Source organism: Rhizobium sp. NPDC090275, from assembly GCF_044772225.1.
Classification (GTDB): Bacteria; Pseudomonadota; Alphaproteobacteria; order Rhizobiales; family Rhizobiaceae; genus Rhizobium.
Window position 1 is genome coordinate 1 of record NZ_JBIVYL010000012.1, and the last position, 23432, is coordinate 23432.

Annotated in this window: 24 protein-coding genes; 13 read left to right on the forward strand and 11 right to left on the reverse strand. The window is 62.3% G+C overall.

Going from position 1 to position 23432, the window contains the following annotated elements; genetic code table 11:
- Positions 1-651: 651 nt before the first annotated feature.
- The 5 genes from dapF (at position 652) to ACIQUB_RS25400 (ending at position 5855) form a co-directional block, all read left to right on the forward strand.
- Positions 652-1563, forward strand: coding sequence for a diaminopimelate epimerase (gene dapF / locus ACIQUB_RS25380; protein ID WP_112981904.1), 912 nt, complete (start codon positions 652-654; stop codon positions 1561-1563).
- Complete coding sequence (mtaB, locus tag ACIQUB_RS25385) at positions 1560-2834, forward strand: tRNA (N(6)-L-threonylcarbamoyladenosine(37)-C(2))-methylthiotransferase MtaB (protein ID WP_113238129.1); 1275 nt, start codon at positions 1560-1562, stop codon at positions 2832-2834. Before dapF ends, mtaB begins: the two co-directional genes overlap by 4 nt.
- A gap of 15 nt (positions 2835-2849) precedes the next feature.
- Positions 2850-4493 carry a signal recognition particle-docking protein FtsY gene (gene ftsY, locus ACIQUB_RS25390; RefSeq protein WP_113238128.1) on the forward strand — a complete coding sequence of 548 codons (1644 nt, stop codon included), beginning with the start codon at positions 2850-2852 and terminating at the stop codon, positions 4491-4493.
- Positions 4494-4626: 133 nt separating this feature from the next.
- Complete coding sequence (locus tag ACIQUB_RS25395; protein ID WP_113238127.1) at positions 4627-5271, forward strand: septation protein A; 645 nt, start codon at positions 4627-4629, stop codon at positions 5269-5271.
- Complete coding sequence (locus ACIQUB_RS25400; RefSeq protein ID WP_113238126.1) at positions 5268-5855, forward strand: DUF2585 domain-containing protein; 588 nt, start codon at positions 5268-5270, stop codon at positions 5853-5855. Before ACIQUB_RS25395 ends, ACIQUB_RS25400 begins: the two co-directional genes overlap by 4 nt.
- Before the next feature lie 38 nt (positions 5856-5893).
- On the opposite strand, the gene ACIQUB_RS25405 is transcribed toward ACIQUB_RS25400, so the two are convergent.
- Both ACIQUB_RS25405 and ACIQUB_RS25410 read right to left on the reverse strand, forming a co-directional pair.
- Positions 5894-6724 (reverse strand): aldo/keto reductase, encoded by an 831-nt coding sequence (locus ACIQUB_RS25405; protein ID WP_113238125.1) that lies wholly within the window; start codon positions 6722-6724, stop codon positions 5894-5896.
- Positions 6725-6874: 150 nt separating this feature from the next.
- Positions 6875-7423 (reverse strand): L,D-transpeptidase, encoded by a 549-nt coding sequence (locus tag ACIQUB_RS25410; RefSeq protein ID WP_402933698.1) that lies wholly within the window; start codon positions 7421-7423, stop codon positions 6875-6877.
- A gap of 145 nt (positions 7424-7568) precedes the next feature.
- On the opposite strand from ACIQUB_RS25410, the gene ACIQUB_RS25415 reads away from it, so the two are divergent.
- Positions 7569-8252 carry a response regulator transcription factor gene (locus tag ACIQUB_RS25415; RefSeq protein ID WP_018901915.1) on the forward strand — a complete coding sequence of 228 codons (684 nt, stop codon included), beginning with the start codon at positions 7569-7571 and terminating at the stop codon, positions 8250-8252.
- A gap of 2 nt (positions 8253-8254) precedes the next feature.
- Positions 8255-8710 (forward strand): cyclic nucleotide-binding domain-containing protein, encoded by a 456-nt coding sequence (locus ACIQUB_RS25420; RefSeq protein WP_018901914.1) that lies wholly within the window; start codon positions 8255-8257, stop codon positions 8708-8710.
- A 19-nt stretch (positions 8711-8729) separates the two neighbouring features.
- On the opposite strand, the gene ACIQUB_RS25425 is transcribed toward ACIQUB_RS25420, so the two are convergent.
- On the reverse strand, positions 8730-9533 hold the full coding sequence (locus ACIQUB_RS25425; RefSeq protein ID WP_113238124.1) for an exodeoxyribonuclease III: 804 nt from the start codon (positions 9531-9533) through the stop codon (positions 8730-8732).
- A 139-nt stretch (positions 9534-9672) separates the two neighbouring features.
- On the reverse strand, positions 9673-11130 hold the full coding sequence (locus ACIQUB_RS25430) for an NCS1 family nucleobase:cation symporter-1 (protein ID WP_113238123.1): 1458 nt from the start codon (positions 11128-11130) through the stop codon (positions 9673-9675).
- A 500-nt stretch (positions 11131-11630) separates the two neighbouring features.
- On the opposite strand from ACIQUB_RS25430, the gene rplS reads away from it, so the two are divergent.
- The gene (rplS, locus tag ACIQUB_RS25435) at positions 11631-12167 is read left to right on the forward strand and encodes a 50S ribosomal protein L19 (protein ID WP_047508847.1); all 537 of its coding nucleotides are present in this window, start codon (positions 11631-11633) and stop codon (positions 12165-12167) included.
- Positions 12168-12267: 100 nt separating this feature from the next.
- Here the strand turns inward: rplS and ACIQUB_RS25440 are convergent, their stop codons facing one another.
- The 3 genes from ACIQUB_RS25440 to ACIQUB_RS25450 form a co-directional block, all read right to left on the reverse strand.
- Positions 12268-12825, reverse strand: coding sequence for a hypothetical protein (locus ACIQUB_RS25440; RefSeq protein WP_162737621.1), 558 nt, complete (start codon positions 12823-12825; stop codon positions 12268-12270).
- Between the two features lie 329 nt (positions 12826-13154).
- Complete coding sequence (locus ACIQUB_RS25445; protein WP_018901925.1) at positions 13155-13598, reverse strand: SRPBCC family protein; 444 nt, start codon at positions 13596-13598, stop codon at positions 13155-13157.
- A 297-nt stretch (positions 13599-13895) separates the two neighbouring features.
- On the reverse strand, positions 13896-14447 hold the full coding sequence (locus ACIQUB_RS25450; RefSeq protein WP_113239758.1) for an invasion associated locus B family protein: 552 nt from the start codon (positions 14445-14447) through the stop codon (positions 13896-13898).
- Between the two features lie 332 nt (positions 14448-14779).
- On the opposite strand from ACIQUB_RS25450, the gene ACIQUB_RS25455 reads away from it, so the two are divergent.
- The gene (locus tag ACIQUB_RS25455) at positions 14780-15340 is read left to right on the forward strand and encodes a sigma-70 family RNA polymerase sigma factor (protein ID WP_047508871.1); all 561 of its coding nucleotides are present in this window, start codon (positions 14780-14782) and stop codon (positions 15338-15340) included.
- Between the two features lie 138 nt (positions 15341-15478).
- Positions 15479-17434: a translation factor GTPase family protein gene (locus ACIQUB_RS25460; protein WP_113239757.1), complete on the forward strand. Its 1956-nt coding sequence runs from the start codon at positions 15479-15481 to the stop codon at positions 17432-17434.
- Between the two features lie 52 nt (positions 17435-17486).
- On the opposite strand, the gene ACIQUB_RS25465 is transcribed toward ACIQUB_RS25460, so the two are convergent.
- Complete coding sequence (locus ACIQUB_RS25465; RefSeq protein ID WP_113239756.1) at positions 17487-17891, reverse strand: YkvA family protein; 405 nt, start codon at positions 17889-17891, stop codon at positions 17487-17489.
- Positions 17892-17965: 74 nt separating this feature from the next.
- Positions 17966-18271 carry a 4a-hydroxytetrahydrobiopterin dehydratase gene (locus tag ACIQUB_RS25470; RefSeq protein ID WP_113239759.1) on the reverse strand — a complete coding sequence of 102 codons (306 nt, stop codon included), beginning with the start codon at positions 18269-18271 and terminating at the stop codon, positions 17966-17968.
- 33 nt (positions 18272-18304) lie between these two features.
- Here ACIQUB_RS25470 and ACIQUB_RS25475 point away from each other — a divergent pair, with 33 nt between their 5' ends.
- A complete protein-coding gene (locus ACIQUB_RS25475; RefSeq protein WP_113239755.1) occupies positions 18305-18805 on the forward strand; it encodes a low molecular weight protein-tyrosine-phosphatase in 501 nt (166 codons plus the stop codon).
- Here the strand turns inward: ACIQUB_RS25475 and thpR are convergent.
- Positions 18712-19305: an RNA 2',3'-cyclic phosphodiesterase gene (thpR, locus tag ACIQUB_RS25480; RefSeq protein ID WP_018902269.1), complete on the reverse strand. Its 594-nt coding sequence runs from the start codon at positions 19303-19305 to the stop codon at positions 18712-18714. The two genes, ACIQUB_RS25475 and thpR, sit on opposite strands and share 94 nt — an antisense overlap.
- 68 nt (positions 19306-19373) lie before the next feature.
- A complete protein-coding gene (locus ACIQUB_RS25485; RefSeq protein ID WP_113239754.1) occupies positions 19374-20018 on the reverse strand; it encodes an arylesterase in 645 nt (214 codons plus the stop codon).
- 56 nt (positions 20019-20074) lie between these two features.
- Between ACIQUB_RS25485 and ACIQUB_RS25490 the strand changes: the two genes are divergently transcribed.
- The gene (locus ACIQUB_RS25490) at positions 20075-20782 is read left to right on the forward strand and encodes an ABC transporter ATP-binding protein (RefSeq protein WP_113239753.1); all 708 of its coding nucleotides are present in this window, start codon (positions 20075-20077) and stop codon (positions 20780-20782) included.
- A complete protein-coding gene (locus ACIQUB_RS25495; RefSeq protein WP_113239752.1) occupies positions 20779-23322 on the forward strand; it encodes an ABC transporter permease in 2544 nt (847 codons plus the stop codon). The genes ACIQUB_RS25490 and ACIQUB_RS25495 overlap by 4 nt, the downstream gene beginning before the upstream one ends.
- The last annotated feature ends 110 nt before the right edge of the window (positions 23323-23432 follow it).

Below are 23432 nucleotides of genomic sequence, written 5' to 3' on the forward strand. Positions count from 1 at the left end.
AGCTCCGTATCCCAATCTGCCATGTCGCGCCCTCAAATGAAGAGAGCACAAATCATCTCAAACCAGCCTTGCCCGAATCTGCCAAAGTAGTGCTAAGCACGGTCCCACTTGCTCGACGTGCGTGGACACTTGGCACCATCACGACACCACCAAGCCCCGCGCGGAGCAAAGCTCGGCGACGGCAGCAGGCGGGACCCCATAAAATGGGAGCGGGCAGGCGGCAGTATGTGGATGGTATGTGTGTCAGGCGTTTCCACCTGCCCGATTGCGTCAAGGTTTCCGGGTCGTCCGGGCCGACAGGAGCGTCTCTCGGCCTTTCCTTGCCGGATGTTTCCTTGGCCCTGACGGCCTTGGAAACACCTCTTCACAACCATCACCGAACGCCGGATGCCAACCTTGGCGTGACCGGTTCGCGAACCCGGCTCCCTGTCCGATGACGTCACCAGTGTGTGGCGATTGCGGAGGGCGGGGATAACGGCGCACGCCGAATTCGGCTATCATGCTGATAATGTCGGGATGTTTCTTGGTCGAGCCGTGAAATTTTCCCCGTCGTCACGCTGACGGAGACAGCGGATGCGCCGCGCACGCCGCCACTGGTAATTCCCGCGCATTTCCGCCATATACAGCCCAAACACACATGGACATGAGACAATGAGCGCAACGGTCGAATTCGCGAGGATGAACGGGCTTGGCAACAAGATCCTGGTTGTCGACATGCGCGGGCGCAAGGACAAGGTGACGCCCGAAGCCGCGATCGCGCTCAATGCGGCCTCTGAGACCCAGTTCGACCAGATCATGGCGATCCATGATCCGAAGGCCGAGGGCACCGATGCCTGGATCGATATCCTGAACTGCGACGGCACCAAGGCGCAGGCCTGCGGCAACGGCACGCGCTGCGTGGTGCAGGCGCTTTCGGCCGAGACGGGCCAGAAGGTCTTCACCTTCCAGACCGTCGCCGGCATCCTGAATGCCGCCGAGCACGAGGATGGAACGATCTCGGTCGACATGGGCAGGCCGGTGTTCCAGTGGGACAAGATCCCGTTGGCGGAAGAGTTCTTCGATACCAGTCGCATCGAGCTGCAGATCGGCCCGATCGACAATCCGGTGCTGCATTCGCCTTCGGCCATGTCGATCGGCAATCCGCATGCGATCTTCTGGGTCGACAGGGATCCGATGAGCTTCGATCTGGAGCGCTTCGGGCCGCTGCTCGAAAATCACCCGATGTTTCCCGAGAAGGCCAATATCACGCTGGCGCAGGTGACGTCCGATGCGAGCCTGCGCACCCGCACCTGGGAGCGCGGCGCAGGCCTGACGCTTGCCTGCGGTTCGGCCGCCTGCGCCGCCGGCGTTTCCGCGGCGCGCACCGGCCGCACCGGGCGCAAGGTCACGATCGACGTCGCAACCGCGCCAAGCCGGCAGCCGCTCATCATCGAATGGCGTGAGGACGACCATGTCGTCATGACCGGTCCCGCCGAATGGGAATGGTCGGGCACCGTCGATCCCGTGACCGGCGCATGGCAGCGCGATGAGGCGGTCGAGGCTCCGGGGGCGGAAGCCAAGTGAGTGGGGTCGAGGTCATCACCTTCGGCTGTCGTCTGAATACCTACGAATCCGAAGTGATGCGGGCCGAGGCCGAGAAGGCCGGCCTCAACAACGCCATTCTGGTCAATACTTGCGCCGTGACCGGCGAGGCCGTGCGCCAGGCGCGCCAGGCGATCCGCCGCGCGCGTCGCGACAATCCTGAAGCCCGTATCATCGTCACCGGCTGTGCCGCGCAGACCGAGAAACATACCTTCGCCGAGATGGCCGAGGTCGATGCGGTGCTCGGCAACGAAGAGAAGCTCAAGAGCGCCAACTATCGCGCGCTGCCGGATTTCGGCGTCTCGGCGGAAGAGAAGCTGCGCGTCAACGACATCATGAGCGTCAAGGCGACCGCGCCGCAGATGGTCAAGCACATCGACGGCCACGTGCGCGCCTTCATCCAGGTGCAGAACGGCTGCGACCATCGCTGCACCTTCTGCATCATCCCCTATGGCCGCGGCAATTCCCGCTCGGTGCCGATGGGATCGGTGGTCGATCAGGCGCGCAAGCTCACCGAGAGCGGCTATCGCGAGATCGTGCTGACGGGCGTCGACGCCACCAGCTACGGCGCCGACCTGCCAGGCGAGCCGACGCTCGGGCTGCTGGCGAAGACGCTTCTGAAGCAGGTGCCGGATATAAGGCGTCTCCGTCTGTCGTCGATCGACAGCATCGAGGCGGACCGGCATCTCCTCGATCTCATCGCCGACGAAGCGCGCTTCATGCCGCATCTGCACCTGTCGCTGCAGCATGGCGACGACATGATCCTGAAGCGGATGAAGCGCCGCCACTCCAACGCCGATGCGCTTCATTTCGTCAACGAGGTCAGAAGGCTGCGGCCGGAGATCTCGATCGGCGCCGATATGATCGCCGGTTTCCCGACCGAGACGGAAGAGATGTTCGGCAATGCCGTGAGGCTCGCCGAAGACGCGCGGATCGCGCATCTCCACGTCTTCCCCTACAGCCCGCGACCGGGAACGCCGGCGGCACGGATGCCGCAGCTCGACCGGGCGCTCGTTAAGGAGCGGGCCGCACGGTTGCGCGCCACTGGACATATGTTGCATCAGTCCCATCTCGATCGCATGGTCGGCACGCGGCAATGGCTGCTGGTGGAAAACAACGGACTGGCGCATACGGAAAACTTCACGCTTGTCGCAGCGCCGGGCTTAAGCCCCCGCGCGCTGGTCGAGGTCGACATCGTCGGCCACAACGGCAAGCACCTCGACATGCAACTGACGGCCGCCTCCGCGGCCTGACCTGACGGAATTCTCATGGCGTTCAGCTTCATCAAAAAGGTCTTCACCTTCGGCCCCGACAAGACGGTGGAAGAGCAGGCGCCGGATACGGTCGAGACCAAGGCCCCCGAGGTTGCGGTCGAGCCGGTTGCGGAGGCACCTGTTGCCGAGGTGACGGCGCCGGTGCCGTCCGCGCCGGTGGAGGAGCTGCCTGTTGCCGCCGATCCGGTGTTGCCGGAGGAGGTGGAGACCGCGGGTGGACCTTCGGCTGATGGCGAGGGTGTTGCCGAGGACGAGGTTTCCGAGGATTTGCCGACGGCGCTGGCGACAGATGATGTCGGGTTGGTGCCGTTGTCCTTGCTGGAGGCTGAGGCGGAGTCTGATGCTGAGGCGGGAGACGTTGGCGCAGTGGGCGCGGTACCCCCCTCTGTCCTGCCGGACATCTCCCCCACAAGGGGGGAGATCGACTCGTTGGGGGCGCCCGACCAGACCTCTGATGCTGATGAGAGTGGCAAGGCCGAGGCGTCAACCGACGAAACGGTCGAGAATGAAGCGAGCGAGCCCGCCCAGCCAATCTCCCCACCTGTGGGGGATATGCCCGGCAGGGCAGAGGGGGGTATCACACCCGCCGAGCCAGCTTCTATCGACGCCCCCGAACCAACTCAGACCGACTCCGACTCTCCCATCCTCCCCAAGGGCTTCTCCACCGCCAACGAGACCCCCGAACCCGTCACCATCGTCCCCCCGGCCAAGCTCAACTGGTTCCAGCGCCTGCGCGCCGGCCTTGCCCGCACCTCGTCGCAGCTGACCGGCCAGATCTCCGCGCTCTTCACCAAGCGCAAGCTCGACGACGACACGTTGCAGGATCTCGAGGACCTCCTGATCCAGGCCGATCTCGGCGTCGAGACGGCACTGCGCGTCACCGATACGCTGGCGTCGGAACGCTACGGCAAGGACGTGTCGGGCGAGGATGTGAGCCGCATCATGGCAGCCGAGATCACCAAGGTGTTGAAGCCGGTGGCCAAGCCGCTGCAGCTCGATCTCAGCCACAAGCCGCATGTCATCCTGGTTGTCGGCGTCAACGGTACCGGCAAGACCACCACCATCGGCAAGCTCGCCGCCAAGCTTTCCGGCGCTGGGCTGAAGGTGATGGTCGCGGCCGGAGATACATTCCGCGCGGCGGCGATCGAGCAGCTGAAGATCTGGGCCGACCGCACCAAGTCGGAATTCATCGGCACCAAGCTCGGCGCCGATGCGGCGGGGCTTGCCTATGATGCTTTCGAGCAGGCCAAGCAGAAAAAATGCGATGTGCTGATCATCGACACAGCCGGCCGCCTGCAGAACAAGACGGAGCTGATGGCCGAGCTCGAGAAGATCGTGCGCGTGCTTGGCAAGCTCGATCCGGACGCGCCGCACACCGTGTTGCAGACGCTCGACGCCACCACCGGCCAGAATGCGTTGAGCCAGGTCGAGATCTTCCGCAACGTCGCGGGCGTCAATGGGCTGATCATGACCAAGCTCGACGGCACGGCGCGCGGCGGCATCCTCGTCGCCATCTCCGCCAAGCACAAGCTGCCGGTCTATTTCATCGGCGTCGGCGAGGGCGTGGACGATCTGGAGCCCTTCGAGGCCGAGGATTTCGCCCATGCGATCGCGGGCCTCGGCGACGCGCGGGGCTGATCAAATCGTCGCCATTGCCGTCAAAAGCGATTGATGCCACAGATATGCCCGCAAGGGCGCGCAAGCGTCCGGGATAGAGACTGACGATAAGAACTGACGACAAAGACTGGTTAGGGAACGGATTAGGGACCTCATGACGACCGAGAGCGATATCACCCCGTCGGCGACAGACAAGCATCACCCGATGCTCAAGCTGGCGCTGGAGCTCGGGCCGCTGCTGATCTTCTTCTTCGCCAATCTGCGCGGCCCCTGGCTGGTGGAGAAGTTCCCGGTTCTGGGTTCCCTCGGCGGCCCGCTATTCGTCGCGACCGCGCTGTTCATGGCGGCGACGGTGATCTCGCTGGTCATCTCCAAGGTCGTGCTGCGCCATCTGCCGATCATGCCCTTCGTCTCGGGTATCGTCGTCCTGATCTTCGGCTCGCTGTCGATCTACCTGCAGGACGAGACCTTCATCAAGATGAAGCCGACGATCATCAATTCGTTGTTCGGCCTCACGCTGCTCGGCGGGCTGCTCTTCGGCAAGTCGTTGCTCGGCTATGTCTTCAACGCCGCCTTTCAGCTCGATGCCGAAGGCTGGCGCAAGCTCACCGTTCGCTGGGGCGTGTTCTTCCTGTTCCTGGCGGTGCTCAACGAAGTCGTCTGGCGCAATTTCTCTGACGACACCTGGGTCGCCTTCAAGGTCTGGGGCACGATGCCGATCACCATCCTGTTCACGCTGGCGCAGATGCCTGTCATCATGAAGCACACGATCGCGCCCGAGGGCGAGGCCGGCCAGTGACGGCGCTTCAGGCGACTGAAAGAGCCAGGCACCAGACCTACTGGTTCATCGCCTGCGCCGCGGTGCTCATCGCGCAGATCCTCGCCGAATATCTGATGGGGCGCACGCCGATCTGCACCTGCGGCTACGTCAAGCTGTGGGAGGGCACTGTCAATTCCAGCGGCAACTCGCAGCACATGTCGGACTGGTACACGCCGTCCCATATCATCCACGGCTTCCTGTTCTACGGCCTGGCGCACCTCGTGCTGCGCGGAAAGCCGATCGCGATGAAGCTGCTTCTGGCGCTGGTGATCGAATCCGGCTGGGAGCTACTCGAAAACTCGCCGATCATCATCGACCGCTATCGCACGGCGACGATCTCGCTCGACTACTACGGCGACAGCATTCTGAACTCGGCGATGGACACGGTGTTCATGGTGCTCGGCTTCTTCTTCGCCTGGCGCGCGCCGGTCTGGCTGACGGTCACGATCGCCATCTTCTTTGAGATATTCACCGGCTACATGATCCGGGACAACCTGACGCTCAACGTGCTGATGCTGGTCTGGCCGCTGGAGGCGGTGAAGACCTGGCAGGGCGGGGCCTAGAGCCACAAGCTCCAGGCCCAAACCCTCAATTCAAATCCTTAGAACGTCGCCGTCTTCGGGTCCGGACCCATGCGCGCCGAGCTGCTGTCGAGCTTGGCGATCTCGGCCATGTCATCGCCATCGAGCTTGAAGTCGAAGACCTGGAAGTTCTCGACGATGCGCGACGGCGTTACCGATTTCGGGATGACGACGAGGCCGCTATCCATGTGCCAGCGGATGATCACCTGCGCCGGCGTCTTGCCGTGCTTCTCGGCGATCTTGGCAAGAAGTGGGTGGGCGATCAGCTTGCCCTGGCCGAGCGGGCTCCAGGACTGCGTGGCAATGTTGAGCTTCTTGTGCGCTTCCTGCGCCACCTTCTGTTGGAAGTCCGGATGCAGCTCGATCTGGTTGATGACGGGCACGACGCCGGTCTCTGCAATCAGTCGCTCGATATGTTCAGGATAGAAATTCGAGACACCGATCGATTTCGCCCGGCCTTCCTCGCGCAGCTTGATGAAGGCTTTCCACGTATCGACATAGGCGTCGCGGTTCGGCGCCGGCCAGTGGATGAGGTAGAGGTCGACATAATCGGTGCCGAGGCGCTTCAGGCTCTTGTCGAAGGCCTTCAGCGTCGTGTCGTAGCCCTGGTCGGCGTTCCAGAGCTTGGTCGTCAGAAAGATGTCCTTGCGGTCGACGCCCGACGAGCGGATGCCCTCGCCGACGCCCTCTTCGTTTTCGTAGACGGCGGCCGTATCGACATGGCGATAGCCGGCTTCGATAGCAGCGCGCACCGCGGGTGCCGCCATGTCGTTGGGTGTCTGCCAGACGCCGAGGCCGACCTGGGGAATGGAATGTCCGTCGTGAAACGTAATGATGGATTGCTGTGCCACAATAAATCTCCGCGAAAGCGATGAATGGAACGGGGCGTGTTGAACGGCGGGTATCCCGCCGTTTCCCAAAACGCCTCTCAGCCCGGGCGTCGGTCGCATTGCATATAGGTCAGGCGGCGCGCGATATCACCCCTGCTCCCTGGCTGAAGACTACAAAACCCTGACGACGGTGCCCTTGCGCAAGTAGGGCAGGATGCGGTTCATGTCGCGCGGGTGAATGGCGATGCAGCCCTCCGTCGGCTGGTAGCCGGGGCGGATCAGATGGAAGAAGATCGCCGAGCCGCGATTGCGGGCGCGCGAGGTGACATTCCAGTCCATGACGAGGCAGACGTCATAGAGCCCGTCGTCGCGCTTCATCTTTTCGTGACTTTTGCTGAACGGCGCCTTGACTGGTCTGTTGTAGTTGGCGTCATCAGGCTGATCGCACCAGAGCATGTCCTCGCGGATAAGGCGAATCGGTAGCCGCGTTCGCAAACCGGAGGTTTTTTCGCCGCGCACGAAACCCGAAATCAGCCGCATTTCGGCGATCGGAGTGGCCCCATCACCCTCACGCTTGCGTGTGGTGCGCCCGGAGCGACCAACTGCCGCGGGTATCACGACTGTGCCGAATTGCAGCAAAGCCCGGCTTTTCTGCCCCGGTGCGGGTCTAACCGTGATGATCGTTGGTTGTATAGACGGTTTCCGCCTTGTTTTTTCCATGTTTCTCACATGTTTTTGCAATTGCCGGGGCAATGATTGAAATCATATAGCACCATATACGACAACAGCTTGGTATCCTGATCTTTGCCAACACTCTCAAGTTGGCGTAGGAGTAAGGGGACCAGATGGCGAGGGACATAGCCGCATGACAGCACGCACCATTTTGTTGGTGGATGATGACGACGACCTCCGCGAGACCCTCACGGAGCAGCTCTCGCTCTATGACGAGTTCACGGTTCTCCAGGAATCCACGGCTGCCAAGGGCGTCGAACGCGCCCGCGCGACGGCCATCGATCTCCTGATCATGGATGTGGGCCTTCCCGACATGGATGGGCGCGAGGCTGTGAAGCTGTTGCGCAAGGGCGGCCTCAAGGCGCCGATCATCATGCTGACGGGCCATGACACCGATAGCGATACCATTCTCGGCCTCGAGGCCGGCGCCAACGACTATGTGACGAAGCCGTTCCGCTTCGCGGTTCTGCTTGCCCGCATCCGCGTGCAGCTGCGCCAGCACGAGCAGAGCGAGGACGCCACCTTCAGTGTCGGACCCTATGTCTTCAAGCCGAGCCAGAAGTTGCTGACCACGGAAAACGGTCAGAAGATCCGCCTCACCGAAAAGGAGGCGGCGATCATCCGTTATCTCTACCGCGCCGAACAGAAGGTCGTCACCCGCGACGTGCTGCTCGAAGAAGTCTGGGGCTACAATTCCGGCGTCACCACCCACACGCTCGAAACCCACGTCTACCGCCTGCGCCAGAAGATCGAGCGCGATCCGTCGAACGCCGAAATCCTGGTCACGGAAAACGGCGGCTACAAGATCGTTCCGTAATCATGGCGCTGAATGACGATATCCAGCTGCTCGCGCAGCTTCCGCTTTTCAACGGAATGTCGGAGGATCAGCTGCGGCTGATCGCCTTCGGCGCGGATCGGCGCGTGATTTCGAACGGGCAGATGCTTTTTCGCGAAAGCTCTCCCGCCGACAGCGCCTACGTCATCGTCAGCGGCAGTGTTGAACTCAGCCACACCGGACGCGACAACAAGCCTGAGGTTCAGGCGGTTGTCGGGTCCGGCACGCTTTTGTCGGAGCTTGCGCTGGTCACGCTCGTCGAGCGCAAGTTCACGGCGATCGCTCGCGAGGACACGGCAATCATCCGCATCACCCGCGCGCTGTTTCACCGGCTGATCGAGGAATATCCGGATGCGGCTTTGCTGATCCAGCAGCGCATCCGCGACAATATCGCGGCATTGGCGGCCAAGGCCGCCGCCGAGCTTCACCGCTTCGCCTGAGGCGCCTGCCTAACGACCCTTAGAGATCGAAATGCGCCGTCACCGGAACGTGGTCGGACGGCCGGTCCCAGCCGCGCGCCTCTTTCAGGATCTCGATGCGCTGCAGATGCGGCCCAAGATCGCGCGACGACCAGATATGGTCAAGACGCCGACCACGATCCGCCGCTTCCCAATCCTTGGCGCGGTAGCTCCACCACGTATAGAGCTTCTGTGTCTCCGGCACGTTCTGGCGCATCAGGTCGAGCCACTGGCCGCGCTTCATGACATCAAGCAGGCCCTCGGTCTCGACAGGCGTGTGGCTGACGATCTTCAGCAGCTGCTTGTGCGACCAGACGTCGTGCTCCATCGGCGCGATATTGAGATCGCCCACGAGGATCGCCGAGGTATTGGCCTCGCCATCGGCCTTCAAGAGCTTCATCTCCTCGATGAAATCGAGCTTGTGGCCGAATTTCGGATTGATCGCCCGGTCCGGCTCGTCGCCGCCGGCTGGCACATAGAAATTATGGATGCGGATACGCTTGCCGCCGCGCTCGAACACCGCCGAGATATGCCGGGCATCGCCGACCTTGCAGTAATCGGTGCTGTGATCCTCGACCAGCGGAAAGCGCGAGGCGATCGCCACCCCGTGATAGCCCTTCTGGCCATGGATTATGATGTGCTCGTAGCCCATGGCCTTCAGCGGCGCCAAGGGGAACAGCTCGTTCGGCACCTTGGTTTCCTGCAGGCAGATGATATCGGGGCGATGCTTGAGGAAGAGCTGCTCGACGATCGGCATGCGCAGCCGGACCGAATTGATGTTCCAGGTGGTGATCGAGAAGCCCATTGCGCTGCCTTTTCCAATTCTGTTGGAAGGGCTTTAGAGCAAAGGTCGCGTGGATGGAACGGACGGGAGTGAAGAAAATGGATGCAGGCAGCCGCATCCGTTGCGAAGAAAAGTGCCCGGCCGAAGCCGGGCACTGCATTTATCGCGATGCCGCACCGACGGCGGAGCCGCGGGTGGTCATGCGCAGGAGATAATAGACCCCGCCGCCGATGCCGACGCCGAAGAACCAGCCATAGGTACCCCACCATTCCGGCAGGACAGAGGTGAAGGTCGGCAGGATGGAGGAGAAGAGCGCGCCGATCGCAAAGGCGATGAAGGCGTTCACATGCCAACCGCTCTGGAAGCGGAATTCACCGTCCTCGCGGTAGAGCGCCGCGACGTCGAGCTCGCCCTTTCTGATGAGATAGTAATCCACCATCATCACCCCGAAGATCGGCCCCATGGTCGAGCCGATGAAGTTGACGAAGTGGGCGGCACCCGTCTCCCAGGGGGCGAAGGGGTAGAGCACCAGCGCGATCAACGCCGCGATATAGCCACCGCGCTTGAAGCTGATGTGGCGCGGGAAGACGTTGGAGAAGTCGAAAGCCGGCGAGACGAAGTTGGCGACGACGTTGATCCCGAGCGTCGCCACCGCGAAGGTGAGCGCTGCGAGAAGTGCCAGGAACCAGCTGTCGAACTTGGCCGAGATGGCTTCGGGATGCAGCAGCACCTCGCCATAGACGGTGAAGGCCGCCGTGGTGGTCACGCCCGCGACCAGGCAGAAAGCGAGCAGGTTGATCGGCAGGCCCCAGAGATTGCCCTTTCGCAGCGTCTTCACATCCTTGGCGTAGCGCGAGAAATCGCAGAAGTTCAGATAGAGGGCCGCGAAATAGGTGATCCAGGTAGCGGCGACGGCGGCGAGTGCAGGCAGGGTGCCCGGTTCATAGGGAACGCCGGCATCCTTGGTCTTTTCGATCAGCACATCGCGCGGGATTTCGCTGCCGAAGGAGAAAGTGCCGGCCTTGACGACGAGATAGACAGCCAAGACGAGCATCATGATCCAGACGGCCGGCCCGGCCCAATCCTGGAACTTGCGCACCGTTTCCATGCCGCGCTGGATGATCAAAAGCTGCAGCGCCCAGACGATGACGTAGCAGATCACCTCCAGCGTCGAATGGCCGAGGAAATGGCTGTTCTGGTGGAAGGCGAGAATGTTCTCGTTGCGGATCAGGAGCGCCACGATCGCGCCAGAAGCGGCGGCCGTCTGCGCGCCGTACCAGAAGCAGGCGACGACCGCGCGCACCAGCGCCGGCGCATTGGCGCCGAAGGTGCCGAAGGAGGCGCGGGCGAGCACCGGGAACGGCACGCCGGTTTTCACGCCGGCATTGCCGACGAGGCTCATCAGTACGAAGATCACAAGCGAACCGAGGCCGATTGCGATGACGAAATTGATGAAGCTGCCGCACAGAAGAAAAAGACTGGCGGCGAGATAATAGCCCCACAGGCTGTGAACGTCCGAGGTCCAGACGTTGAAGATGCTGAAGGCGCCCCACTTCCTCTCCCGAGCGGGCGCCAGATCCTCGTTGTACAACGAGGGCGACGGATTGCCAGATGTCATGTAATCCCCTCCTAGGATTCGCGGGCCACAAAATGGCCACAATCGAACTTGCTCCCGATTTGGGCATTTGACAAATATTTAATCAAATAATGCACAGCGCGACACGAAGACCCCTCCCCAACCCCTCCCCACGAGGGGGAGGGGTTAACTTGTTGCGCCCTCCGCGCGAACTCATATCACTGGCGATGGTCGAGAGGCTTCTGTTTGGTGAGAGGGTGCGCCCAGCAAGCCCCTCCCCCTTGTGGGGAGGGGTTGGGGAGGGGATTAAACGCGGGCTCGGCAGCGACCCAATCACCATCACCCGCCAATGAATCTCACGCACAAGGGGTGACAAAGCCCGCGCGATAGAGTATGCGCACCCCCGGAATGGGAATCTCCCATCAACCAAGCAAAGAAAGACAGACGCATTCGCCCCTGCCTGAAGAGGCATAGATCCAAGGCTTGACCCAAGGATTGATCGCAGGGCGCTCTGGTTGTCGAACCAACAATGAGGTTGACACATGAACATCATTCAGCAGCTTGAGGCCGAACAGGTCGCCAAGATCGAAGCCAAGCGCACGCTCCCGGAATTCTCTCCTGGTGATACCGTCCGCGTCAACGTGAAGGTCACGGAAGGCACGCGTACCCGCGTACAGGCCTACGAAGGCGTCTGCATCGCTCGCTCCGGCGGCGGTCTGCAGGAAAACTTCACGGTCCGCAAGATCTCCTACGGCGAAGGCGTCGAGCGCGTATTCCCGGTCTACTCGCCTGCCATCGAAAGCGTAGAAGTTGTTCGCCGCGGTAAGGTCCGTCGCGCCAAGCTCTACTACCTGCGCGACCGTCGCGGCAAGTCGGCCCGTATCGTTGAAGACACCGGCGTTCGCGCCCGCAAGCTCAACGACGCCGAGCGCGCCGCTCTCGCCCAGGAAAAGGCACGTCTGGAAGCTGAGAAGGTTGCAGCAGCTCAGGCTCTGGCAGCCGAAAAGGCAGCACAGGAAGCCGCCGAGAAGGCAGCAGCCGCTGAAGCAGCCGCCGCAGCCGAGCCGGCAGCGGAATAAGCTTCATCCGCAAGGATTGACGAAAAAGGCGACCTCCGGGTCGCCTTTTTTGTTGCACGTGAGGTTGGCTGCGCCAATCGGCGGCCGCCGCTGCATGGCTTCAATCGTCGTCCAGTCCTGTCCACGACGATGAGGCATAGGTACCGACATTCGCGTCGTCCTTGCTATTCATCGCCGGTGCAAAGTGACGATGGTAACGCCTCATGGTCTCATATAGTTCTCGCGGCCTGCTGCCGCGGAGAAGGTGAGCACCAATTCTGGTCTCGTTTGTTTCGGCATCCCGTTTGCTGATCGCGATGATCTTGTTCTCCCGGAATCGCCCCACTTCGTAGTATTTGATGCCGGCGATCGACGCCCAGGGTATGCGTTCCGCGCCATGGGGTGTGAAGTGGATGCCTTGGTGATCAAACGCCAAGACAACCTCATCAAAATCAAACCGTGACAGAAGTGCACGGGCTCCGACGGCGTAGATGGCCAAACATGCCATAGTGAGCAATATTCGGGGAGCCACGCCAAACTCTGGGCCAAGTATCTTCGTGGTGCCCATGGCAACCGGATACAGAAGTATCACGCCTCCAGCCAGCAGACCGATATAGATGGGCCGCTTCGCTCTTTTGAATTCGCGGCGAGGAAAGCTGGCTTCTGGTGGGTCCCTCATTGTCATCCCGCTTATGTCAGTCCTGTGCAAGGCCGCAGACGGCGAATACCAAGGGCGGATATCATGCGCGCCCCTTGGTGACGTCAGGATAGCGGTTCTGTGTTAATGCAATCAAAAGAGGCATTTACTCGTTGGGTGAGGTGTGGCGAAGACCCCTCCCCAACCCCTCCCCACAAGGGGGAGGGGCTTGCTGGACGCGCTGTCGGTGGCAAGCGTAACCTGTCGGTAGTCTCAAGGCGGATGATTTGGAACGGGTGTGCCACGGGTTAGCCCCTCCCCCTTGGGGGGAGGGGTTGGGGAGGGGACTTCCGTAATGTCGGACCCTTTCTCTACTCCGCAATCTCCGGCTCGATCAGCCGCGCCATGTTGCGCAGCGATTCCTGCCAGCCGAGATAGCAGGCTTCCGGCGGGATGAGGTCGGGGATGCCGGCCTGGGTGATGTTGATCTCGGTGCCGACGGAGACCTTCTTCAGTTCGACCGTCACTTCCATCTCGCCCGGCAGGTTGGGATCGTCGAAGCGGTCGACATAGCGCACGCGCTCGCCGGGCACGAGTTCGAGATATTCACCGCCGAAGGAATGGCTGTTGCCTGTGGTGAAGTTGCGGAACGACATCTTGAACGTGCCGCCGACGGTCGGCTCGAAATGGTGGACGCTGCAGGTGAAGCCGTTCGGCGGCAGCCACTTGGCCATCGCGTCGGCTTCGATGAAGGCGCGGTAGACCTTCTCGGGCTTGGTGGCGAGAACGCGGTGCAGGCGGATGGTGCTTGGCATGGGTTGTTCCTCCGAAGTTGATGCGATGGATAGGACCCCAAGGACGGGTGGCTGCTGGTTGATCCGACATCCGATCGGCATTTTGTTCAAGGGGCGGCAGATAGCGCCCAGCAAATCCGAACCCCACGCCCGAAACCGAAAGCCCCGCTCGGGGGACCGGGCGGGGCAAAATCATGTCGCTTCTCTTTTGAGCGGGATGCGCTTCCGTATTTTTGCAACGGCCTGCGCTGGGAAAAGCTTGCCCGAAAGGGGCGGAAGAGGGGCCGCACGGCCCGCTCTCACCTGCAATCAACAAGCTTACTTGCAGCTTTCAATCTGCTTCAGCGAAGCCGAAATGCCGGCCAGCGAATAGCTGTAGGACGTCGCCGTGCCCTTGCGCGAGGTGGCGTTGACGGTCATCGAGTGGCCGCCCTTCATGGCGGCAACCAGCGCCGGCTCCTGCGCGGCGTTCTCGACCCAGCCGGCCTTGTCCTTGGTGAACATCACGAAGGTCTTGTTGTCGATGACGACGTTGATCTTCGAGGCGTCCTTGACGGTGTAGCCCATCATCGCCTGCGGCTCGTAGGAGATGTTCTGGCCCGGGCGCTGCGAGACGATGAAGAAGTTCTCGCCGTGGTCGATGCCGGCGGGCTTCTTTTCGGTCGGCACCGAGAGGACGTAGCAGACGGTGCTGTTGCCCTGCTTGTAGGAATAGGCGCCCCAGGCCTGGAACTGCTGGATGCGGGTCGGCGCGGTAGAAGCGGCGGCGGCTGGCTGCTGCGCGGCTGCGGGCTTCTTGGACTGTGCGGATGCGATGCCGGCGCCGGCGAGAACAAGGGAAAGGGCGAGTACGGTACTTTTTACAAACATGGATATTCCTGCCGGTTCTTGCGATTCGAGCCCGAGCGAGCGGGCGGCGCATAATCACGATCTGCTTTATTTTGACTTAATTCAGGTTACCAAAGCGTCAACGCAGGCCGCGAGAAGTCCGTGCCTGTGCCATTTCCACCCGGGTGTCAATGTTGAGCGCCGGATTAACGCTCGGGATGATGTAGTCCGGAAATGATCTGAAACCATCGCTCTTAAGGAATTTAAGACATAAAGATAACGGCAAGAGTTTGACGTTTCGAAAAACCGATGTACGTGAATAAGGACTGGAAATCCGTCAAGGATTTCATCGAGCCAGGGGGCTTTCGAACGGAATGGACGCCGAGGACAAACAGCGCTTCGCTGCCCTAGCTGGGGCTGTGGCGGAACGCCGCGACCAGCAGGCGTTCGCCATCCTGTTCGACTACTTCGCCCCACGCCTGAAATCCTGGCTTCTCAGGCAGAAAATGACCGCAAGCGAGGCCGAAGAGCTCGTCCAGGAGGTCATGATCGTGCTCTGGCACAAGGCCGATCTTTATGATTCCACCCGCTCGTCTCTGTCCACCTGGCTCTTCCGCATCGCCCGCAACCGCCGCATCGATCTCCAGCGGCGCGCCCGCGCCCGCATCCTCGACGAGGACGATCCGGCGCTGCAGCCGACCGCCGAAATCGGCGCTGACGAGCTGGTCGCCAATGGCGATCGCGATGCACAAGTTCGTGAAGCGGTCAGCCAATTGCCCGAAGAACAGCGCGAAATGCTCCGCGCCGCCTTCTTCCTCGGCCAATCCCACTCCGAAATCGCCGAATCGACCGGCCTGCCGCTCGGCACCGTCAAATCCCGCATACGTCTGGCCTTCGGCAAGCTGAAGAAAGTGCTGGAAGCGGAAAACGCCTGAGCCGAACCGCCAACGCGCCCTTGCAACGAAGGGAAGAGTAGTATCAGATGCCTTCATCCACAGATGGAGGTAATCACATGCGCCGTCACATGTTCGAAGCCAATGGAGCCACTCCCGTAGCCATGAACATGTTGTGCGATGCGAACACTCAATCTTGGAATCCTGGCGCATGTAGACGCCGGAAAGACTAGCCTCACCGAACGCCTGTTGTTTCACGCCGGTGTCATCAAGACGCTTGGCGGCGTCGATACCGGCGACACCCAGACCGACACCTTGCAGCTGGAGCGCGACCGCGGCATCACGATCCGCTCGGCGGTGGCTTCGTTCAGCGCGCGAGGCACGCGGATCAACCTTCTGGATACCCCGGGCCACCCCGATTTCATTGCCGAAGTCGAGCGCGTGCTCGGTGTGCTTGACGGCGCGGTGCTCGTCGTCTCCGCCGTCGAGGGCGTGCAGGCGCAGACCCGCGTCCTGATGCGGGCCCTTGCCCGGCTGAAGGTGCCAACCGTCATCTTCGTCAACAAGGTCGATCGGCGCGGCGCCGACGGCGAGACGGCACTTGCCAATCTCCGCGATCGTCTGACGACAGCCCTCGTACCGATGGGGTCCGTCAGCGCACCAGGAACGCCGCTTGCAAGCTTCGACCCCGGCGCCTGGGACGACTGCGACTTCCGCGCCGCAGTGCTGCAGGCGCTCGCCGAGCGCGACGATGACCTGCTTGCCGCCTTCGCGGAGGATCGCGTCGTGGAGGCCGGAACGCTGCGCGAACGGCTGGCGCAGCAGACCGCCGATGGCCTGATCTTCCCGGTCTATTTCGGCTCGGCCATAACAGGCGCCGGGATCGAGGAGCTGATTGACGGCATCACTGATCTTCTTCCGGCGCCGATACCGCCGACGGATGGCCCGGTCTCGGCAACCGTCTTCAAGGTCGAGCGCAATGCGGCGGGAGAGAAGCTCGCGCTGCTTCGTGTGGTCTCAGGTGCCTTGCGCGTTCGCGACCGGATCCCGATCGCCGGCTCAATCGCTGACAGGGAGAACCGCGTCACCGACATCGAGATCTTTGCTGAAGGACGGGTGAGACGCAGCGACGTAGCCCAGGCGGGCGATATCGCCAGAATAAGAGGTCTCTCGGACATCAAGATCGGGGATTGGATCGGAGACCGCGCAACGGCTCCGCAAAGGCAGTTCGCGCCGCCCATGCTGGAAGCGGCAATCGTGCCGGATGACACGGCGGATGCGCCTGCGCTGTGGAAGGCCCTGTCCCAGCTCTCCGAACAGGACCCGCTGATCAATCTTCGCCAGGGCGACGGCGAGGACGGCTTGTCGATCTCGCTCTATGGCGAGGTCCAGAAGGAAGTGATCGAGCACACGCTGAAGGCCGACTATGGCCTTTCCGTGCGCTTCCTCGACACCTCCCCGATCTATGTCGAGCGCGTCCTCGGCGTCGGAAACGCCATCGAGCACGCGCCCGATCCGTTTCTGGCAACCATCGGGCTTCGCGTCGAAGCCGGCGAAAATGAAGGCCGGCACAGGCTGACCTTCGAGGTCGAGCCCGGTGCGGCACCGCCATTCGCCTTCAAGGCGATCGACGAAGCCCTCGAAGCCGCGTTCGGTCAGGGCATCCATGGCTGGCAGGTGATCAACGCCTCGGTTTCAATCACCGAGATCACCAGGCTCCGAAAATGGACGACGAGCACCCCGTCGGACCATCGCAATCTGACGCCTCTGGTGCTGGCGCAGGCGTTGCGGATCGCCGGAACAGAAGTCTGCGAGCCGATCGACCGCATCACGATAGACATGCCCGCCGACGCGCTGCCACGCGTGCAAAGCCTGCTGATGCGTCTCGACGCAGCACTCGAACCGCCCGTCGCAAGGGGAGAGATGATGATGCTGGCTGGCACCATCGCCGCCATCAACGTCCACGACATCCAGCGCGCTTTGCCGTCGCTGACAAGCGGTCTCGGGACGATGGAAACGGAGTTTTCAGGCTATCGGCCGGTCAGGGGCGCGGCGCCGGTGCGCCGTCGATCGGGCCCGAACCCGTTTTCCCGTAGCGAATATCTGGCGCAGCTGAAAGGCGCGCGCCAAGTGTGAAGGGTCAGCGTAAAAGGTCAGCGTGAGGGGCCGGCGCCGGCGAACAGCCGGCCTACACCGTCTTCATATCCTCGGGCCGCACGCGGTCGGGCGCGTCTTGCAGCGCCTTGTCGGCGGCTTCGTAGTGGTTGGGGCGGATGTGGCGGTTGACCATGGCGAAGGCGGCCGAAAGCACGGCGATGTCGTCGGTGAAGCCGATGCCGACAAGCATGTCGGGGATCATGTCGACGGGCAGCACGAAATAGGCGAGTGCCGCGAGCAGCGTGCCGCGCACCTTGAGCGGTGTCTCACGGTCGAGCGCGCAGTAATAGGCGGCAACGACATCGCGCGAGAAGGGGATCTTGCGCGCCGCCTTGCGGAAGGTCGGCCAGAATTTCTGCCGAACGCTCTTCTCCCGCCGCTCCTGCGTTTCTTCATCGCCCGGCAGCAGGATTTCACCGTATTTGACGTCGTCCATGTCCAGTTGGCCCTTTATGTTCCACTTGGCCCTTTTGAGGTCAGGCCAGAATATGGGGGGTCTTCAGCCGCGATTCAATCGATCCGCCGCGCCGCCGCCTTCTCCATCAGGCCCGCCAGCTTGAAATCGAGCTCCGTCAGTCCGTCGGCCGAATGGGTACTGAGCTTCACATCCACCTTGGAATAGACGTTGAACCATTCCGGATGATGATCGAGCTTTTCGGCTGCCAGCGCCGCTTCCGTCATGAAGCCGAAGGCCTCGACGAAGTTCTTGAACTTGTAGCTCTTGGTGATCGACTTTCCGCCGTCGCCGAGCGACCAGCCGTCGAGTTTCGCCAGTTCATCGCTAATCGCCTGGCGTTCCAGTTTGTCCCGTTTCATGCGATTGTCCTTTGCGTTCACCATGGGTCTCTTATGAAACGCATCAGTATCCTGTTTGTTTGCATGGGCAATATCTGCCGCTCGCCGCTGGCCGAAGGCGTCTTCAGCCACCTCGCCTCCGAAGCAGGCTTCTCCGACCGCTTTCTCGTCGATTCCGCCGGCACCGGCAGCTGGCATCAGGGCGATGAGCACGACAGACGGTCGATCGCGACTGCCCGCCATCACGGCATAGACATATCAGCTCAGCGCGCGCGGCGCATCCGCAGGGATGATTTTGCCGATTTCGATCTGATTATTGCCATGGACCGAAACAATGTCGCAGCCTTGAAGGCGCTCGATCCCGATGCAGGGAACATCCATCTGTTCGGTGATCTGGCGCTCGGGAGCGGAGAGGATATCCCCGATCCCTATTATGGCGGCGCCGACGGCTTCGAGGCGGTTTATGCCAGGCTCTTGGCCGGCTGCAGGAAGCTGTTGTCGACGCTTGGCGCCGACAGCGCCTCGCGCAGCGGGAACACCTCTTCCGTCAGATAGGGCCCACCGCCGACCGAATCGCGCGACGACAGGAGCACGAAGCGCGGCACGGTGAAGGATGCGGTCTGGAAATTGCCGCGTCCGGCGAGATAATGCACCACATCGTCGACGCGCGAGGATTTCAGCCGCGCCAGCGTCACATGCGGAGTGAACTTGCGCGGATCAGGAGAAAGGCCGATCCGCTGGCAGATCCGCTCGATTTCGGCCTGCAGCGCATACATTTCGGGATTTTGCGTCACGCCGGCCCAGACCGAATGCGGTTTCTTCGAGCCGAAAGCGCCGATACCGTCGAGCTTGATCTGGAATTCCGGCCTGTCGATGCGGTCGAGCCGGTCGACGATCTCGTCGGCCGTGCGATTATCGACATCGCCGATGAAGCGCAGGGTGATGTGGTAATTTTCCACATCGATCCATCGGGCGCCAGGGAGACCACCGCGCAACAATGACAGGCTCATCGCCGCATTGCGCGGAATTTCGAGGGCGGTAAACAGTCTCGGCATAACGAGCACTCCCCGAATCTTTTGCAGGTGCTCACACGGAATCACGCATTGATCACGTGCGCAAGTCCCTAATTCTTCACAGTCGGCAACGTTCCAATGAATTGTGTGATTGCCGGTTCCATCTTTTGAACCATGGTATCCACGCCTTTGGAATTGGGGTGCATGCCGTCTTCCAGCTTCAGCGACGCATCGAGAACGACGCCGTCGAGGAAGAACGGATAGAGCGTAAGGCCATGTTTTTTGGCGAGTTTCTCGTAGATCGGATTGAACCGCGCCGCGTAATCGCCACCCATGTTCGGCGGCGCCATCATGCCGGCGAGGAAGACGGCGATCCCGCGCTCCTTGAGCCGGGTAATCATTTGGTCGAGATTCTTCTCACTTTGTTCGGGCGCGATCCCCCGCAGCGCGTCGTTGGCGCCGAGCTCCAGAATGACCCCATCGGTGCCATCCGGCACCGACCAGTCGATGCGCGAAAGCCCGCCCGTCGTGGTGTCGCCGGACACGCCTGCGTTCGCCACCGAGACGTCGAGCCCCTTGGCCTTGAGCGCCGCCTGCAGCTTCTCGGGAAAGCCGTCGCCGGGCGGCAGCTGGTATCCCGCCATCAGGCTGTCGCCGAAGCCGACGAGATTGATCGTGCGCGCCTGCGCTGAAACCGAAAGCATCATCGAAAAGACGATGACAGCGATGTGAAGACCCGCAACTTTAAATCTCATTCCATTGTCCCTAAATTGGCGGCAGCTGGGCTTTCATATAGGTAGGGCATTTACCGTTGGCAAAAACCATCATCGATCTGAAACGGGCCGATCTGACGCTCGGTAGTGCCGCCGCCTCCGTGCATGTGCTGAAGGGTATCGACCTTGAGATCGCCGCCGGTGAATCGGTCGGCATCGTCGGCCCCTCCGGTTCCGGCAAGTCGACGCTGCTGATGGTGCTTGCCGGCCTCGAGCGGCTGGACAGCGGCGAAATCAATATCAACGAAGCGCCCCTGCACACGATGAGCGAGGATCAGGTCGCGGATTTTCGCGGCCGCAACATCGGCATCGTCTTTCAGTCCTTCCACCTGATCGCCAACATGACGGCGCTTGAAAACGTTGCCGTGCCGCTTGAGTTCGCCAATGTCGCCAATCCCTTCGAGATCGCCCGTCGCGAGCTGAAATCCGTCGGCCTCGGCGACCGGTTGAACCACTATCCCGGCCAGCTTTCCGGCGGCGAGCAGCAGCGCGTGGCGATCGCCCGCGCGCTTGCGCCCTCTCCGGCGCTCCTGATCGCGGATGAACCAACCGGCAATCTCGACACCGATACCGGTCGGCAGATCGCCGATCTCCTGTTTTCCAAGCAGGCCGAGCGCGGCATGACGCTTGTCCTCGTCACCCACGACAACGCGCTCGCCAAGCGCTGCTCGCGCCAGATCCGCGTCCGCTCCGGCAAGATAGAAGGCGACAGCGCCGCGATTGAAGCCGAAGTGGCCATTGCATGACGCTGATCACCCCGCGTATCGCGCTCGCCTTCCGTCTTGCCCTTCGTGAGCTGCGCGGCGGCCTGAGAGGCTTCTACATCTTCCTCGCCTGCATCGCGCTCGGCACCGGGGCGATTGCCGCGGTCAATTCGGTCTCGCAGTCGATCACCGACACCATTGCCACGCGCGGCCAGGAGATTCTGGCCGGCGACGTCCGCTTCGAGCTCAACAACCGCGAGGCGGCCGCCAACGAACTGGATTTCCTGCGCTCGCTCGGCAAGGTCTCTGTCTCGACGGGCCTGCGCTCCATGGCCCGCAAGCCTGATGGATCCGACCAGGCACTGGTCGAGGTCAAGGCCGTCGACGACGCTTATCCGCTCTACGGCAGCTTCGAGGCCGAGCCCAACTACCCCCTTCATACGCTTCTTGCCGATCAGGATGGCACCTATGGCGCGCTGGCCGCGCCGCTGCTTCTGGAACGCCTCGGCCTCAAGATCGGCGACGAACTGCTGCTCGGCAACGTCATCGTCAACATCACCGGCACGGTGAAGACCGAGCCGGACGCGGTGTCCGAAGGCTTCGGCTTTGCGCCGCGCCTGATGGTGAGCCGTCAGGCGCTGCAGGCCTCGGGCCTGATCCAGACGGGCAGCCTCGTCGAGCACAGCTACAAGGTCAGGCTGAACGACCGGTCGGACATGGCAGGCATCCGCGACCGCGCCACCAGGGATTTCCCCTCGGCCGGCTGGTCGATCCGCACAAGCGACCGCGCCGCCCCTTCGCTCACCGAAAACATCGAGCGTTTCTCGCAGTTCCTGACGCTGGTTGGCTTGACCGCGCTGATCGTCGGCGGCGTCGGCGTGGCGAATGCCGTGCGCGCCTTCCTCGACGCCAAGCGCACGACGATCGCCACCTTCAAGTGCCTTGGCGCGCCGGCCTCGACGGTTGTCCTCATCTACCTCTTCCAGATCGGCCTGATCGCGCTTGGCGGCATCGCCATCGGTCTCGTCATCGGCGCGGCCGCGCCTATTCTCGCCGCCCAGTTCCTGGCGCAGTTCCTGCCGGTCTCGACCGCGCCAACGCTCTATCCGGTGGCACTGTCGCTGGCCGTCCTCTTCGGCATCCTGACGACGCTCGCCTTCGCCATCATGCCGCTCGGCCATGCCCGCGAAGTGCCGCCGACGGCGCTGTTTCGCGAGCAGGGCTTCGAGGCCCGCCGCCTGCCTTCCTGGCCCTACATTCTGATGGCCGCCGTCTTCCTTGCAGCACTTGCCGGCCTTGCGGTGGCGACCGCCCATGATCGTTTCATCGCGATCGTCTTCATCGGCGCCATCGCCTTTGCCTTCGTCGTTCTGCGGCTGGTGGCTGCCGGCATCGCCTGGCTTGCCCGCCGCAGCCCGCGCGTCAATTCGCCGGCGCTGAGGCTTGCGATCGGCAACATCCACCGCCCCGGCGCGCTCACCCCCTCCGTCGTGCTCTCGCTCGGCCTTGGCCTGGCGCTGCTCGTCACCCTGACGCTGATCGACGGCAATCTCAGACAGCAGCTCACCGGCCGCATGGCCGATGGCGCACCCAACTTCTTCTTCGTCGATATCCAGGGCGCCGAACTCGACGGCTTCCGCAATCTGGTGAAGACCGATGCGCCCGAGGGCAAGCTCGTCGAGGTGCCGATGCTGCGTGGCCGTATCCTTGCCTTCAACGGCGAGGACGTGACCAAGCGCAGGGTGCCGCCATCTGGCCAGTGGGTGTTGCGCGGCGACCGTGGCATCACCTACTCCGAGACGCTTCCAGAGAACGCGGTCCTCACCGAGGGCACATGGTGGGACAAGGATTACAGCGGCGAGCCGCTGGTCTCGTTTTCGGCGGAAGAGGCCGGCGAACTCGGCCTCAAGGTCGGCGATACCGTCACCGTCAACGTGCTCGGCCGCAACATGACCGCGAAGATCGCCAATCTGCGCAAGGTGCAGTGGGAGAGCCTGTCGATCAACTTCGTCATGGTCTTCTCGCCCAACACCTTCAAGGGCGCCCCGCATGCCTGGCTGGCGACGCTCACCGATCCCTCGGCGACATCCTCGCAGGAAGCCGCGATCCTGAAATCGGTGACCAACACCTATCCGACGATCACGAGCGTGCGCGTCAAGGATGCGATCGACATCGTCAATTCGCTGGTGGCGCAGCTGGCGACCGCGATCCGCGCTGCCGCCTCCGTCGCCCTCATCGCCTCGGTGCTGGTGCTCGCAGGCGCGCTTGCCGCCGGCAACCGTGCCCGCACCCATGATGCGGTGGTGCTGAAGACGCTCGGCGCCACAAGGCGCATGCTGATGCGCGCCTTCTGCTACGAGTATCTGATCCTCGGGCTCGCGACCGCGGTCTTCGCGCTGCTTTCGGGCGGCGTCGCCGCCTGGTTCATCGTCGCCCGCATCATGAAGATCCCCTCGCAGTTCCTGCCCGATGTCGCCGGAATGACGATCGTCACGGCCTTGGTGCTGACCGTCGGCATCGGCCTGATCGGCACATGGCGCATTCTCGGCCAGAAGGCGGCACCCGTTTTGCGCGAGCTCTGAGTGGCCGGGTTGAAATAATTCCGGCACCTTACGGCGATTTAACCCGATCGCGGGTTGCAAGGCTCTTGTTTGCAAAGGGCGAAAGGCTCATATTATCCGCAGGCATGCTG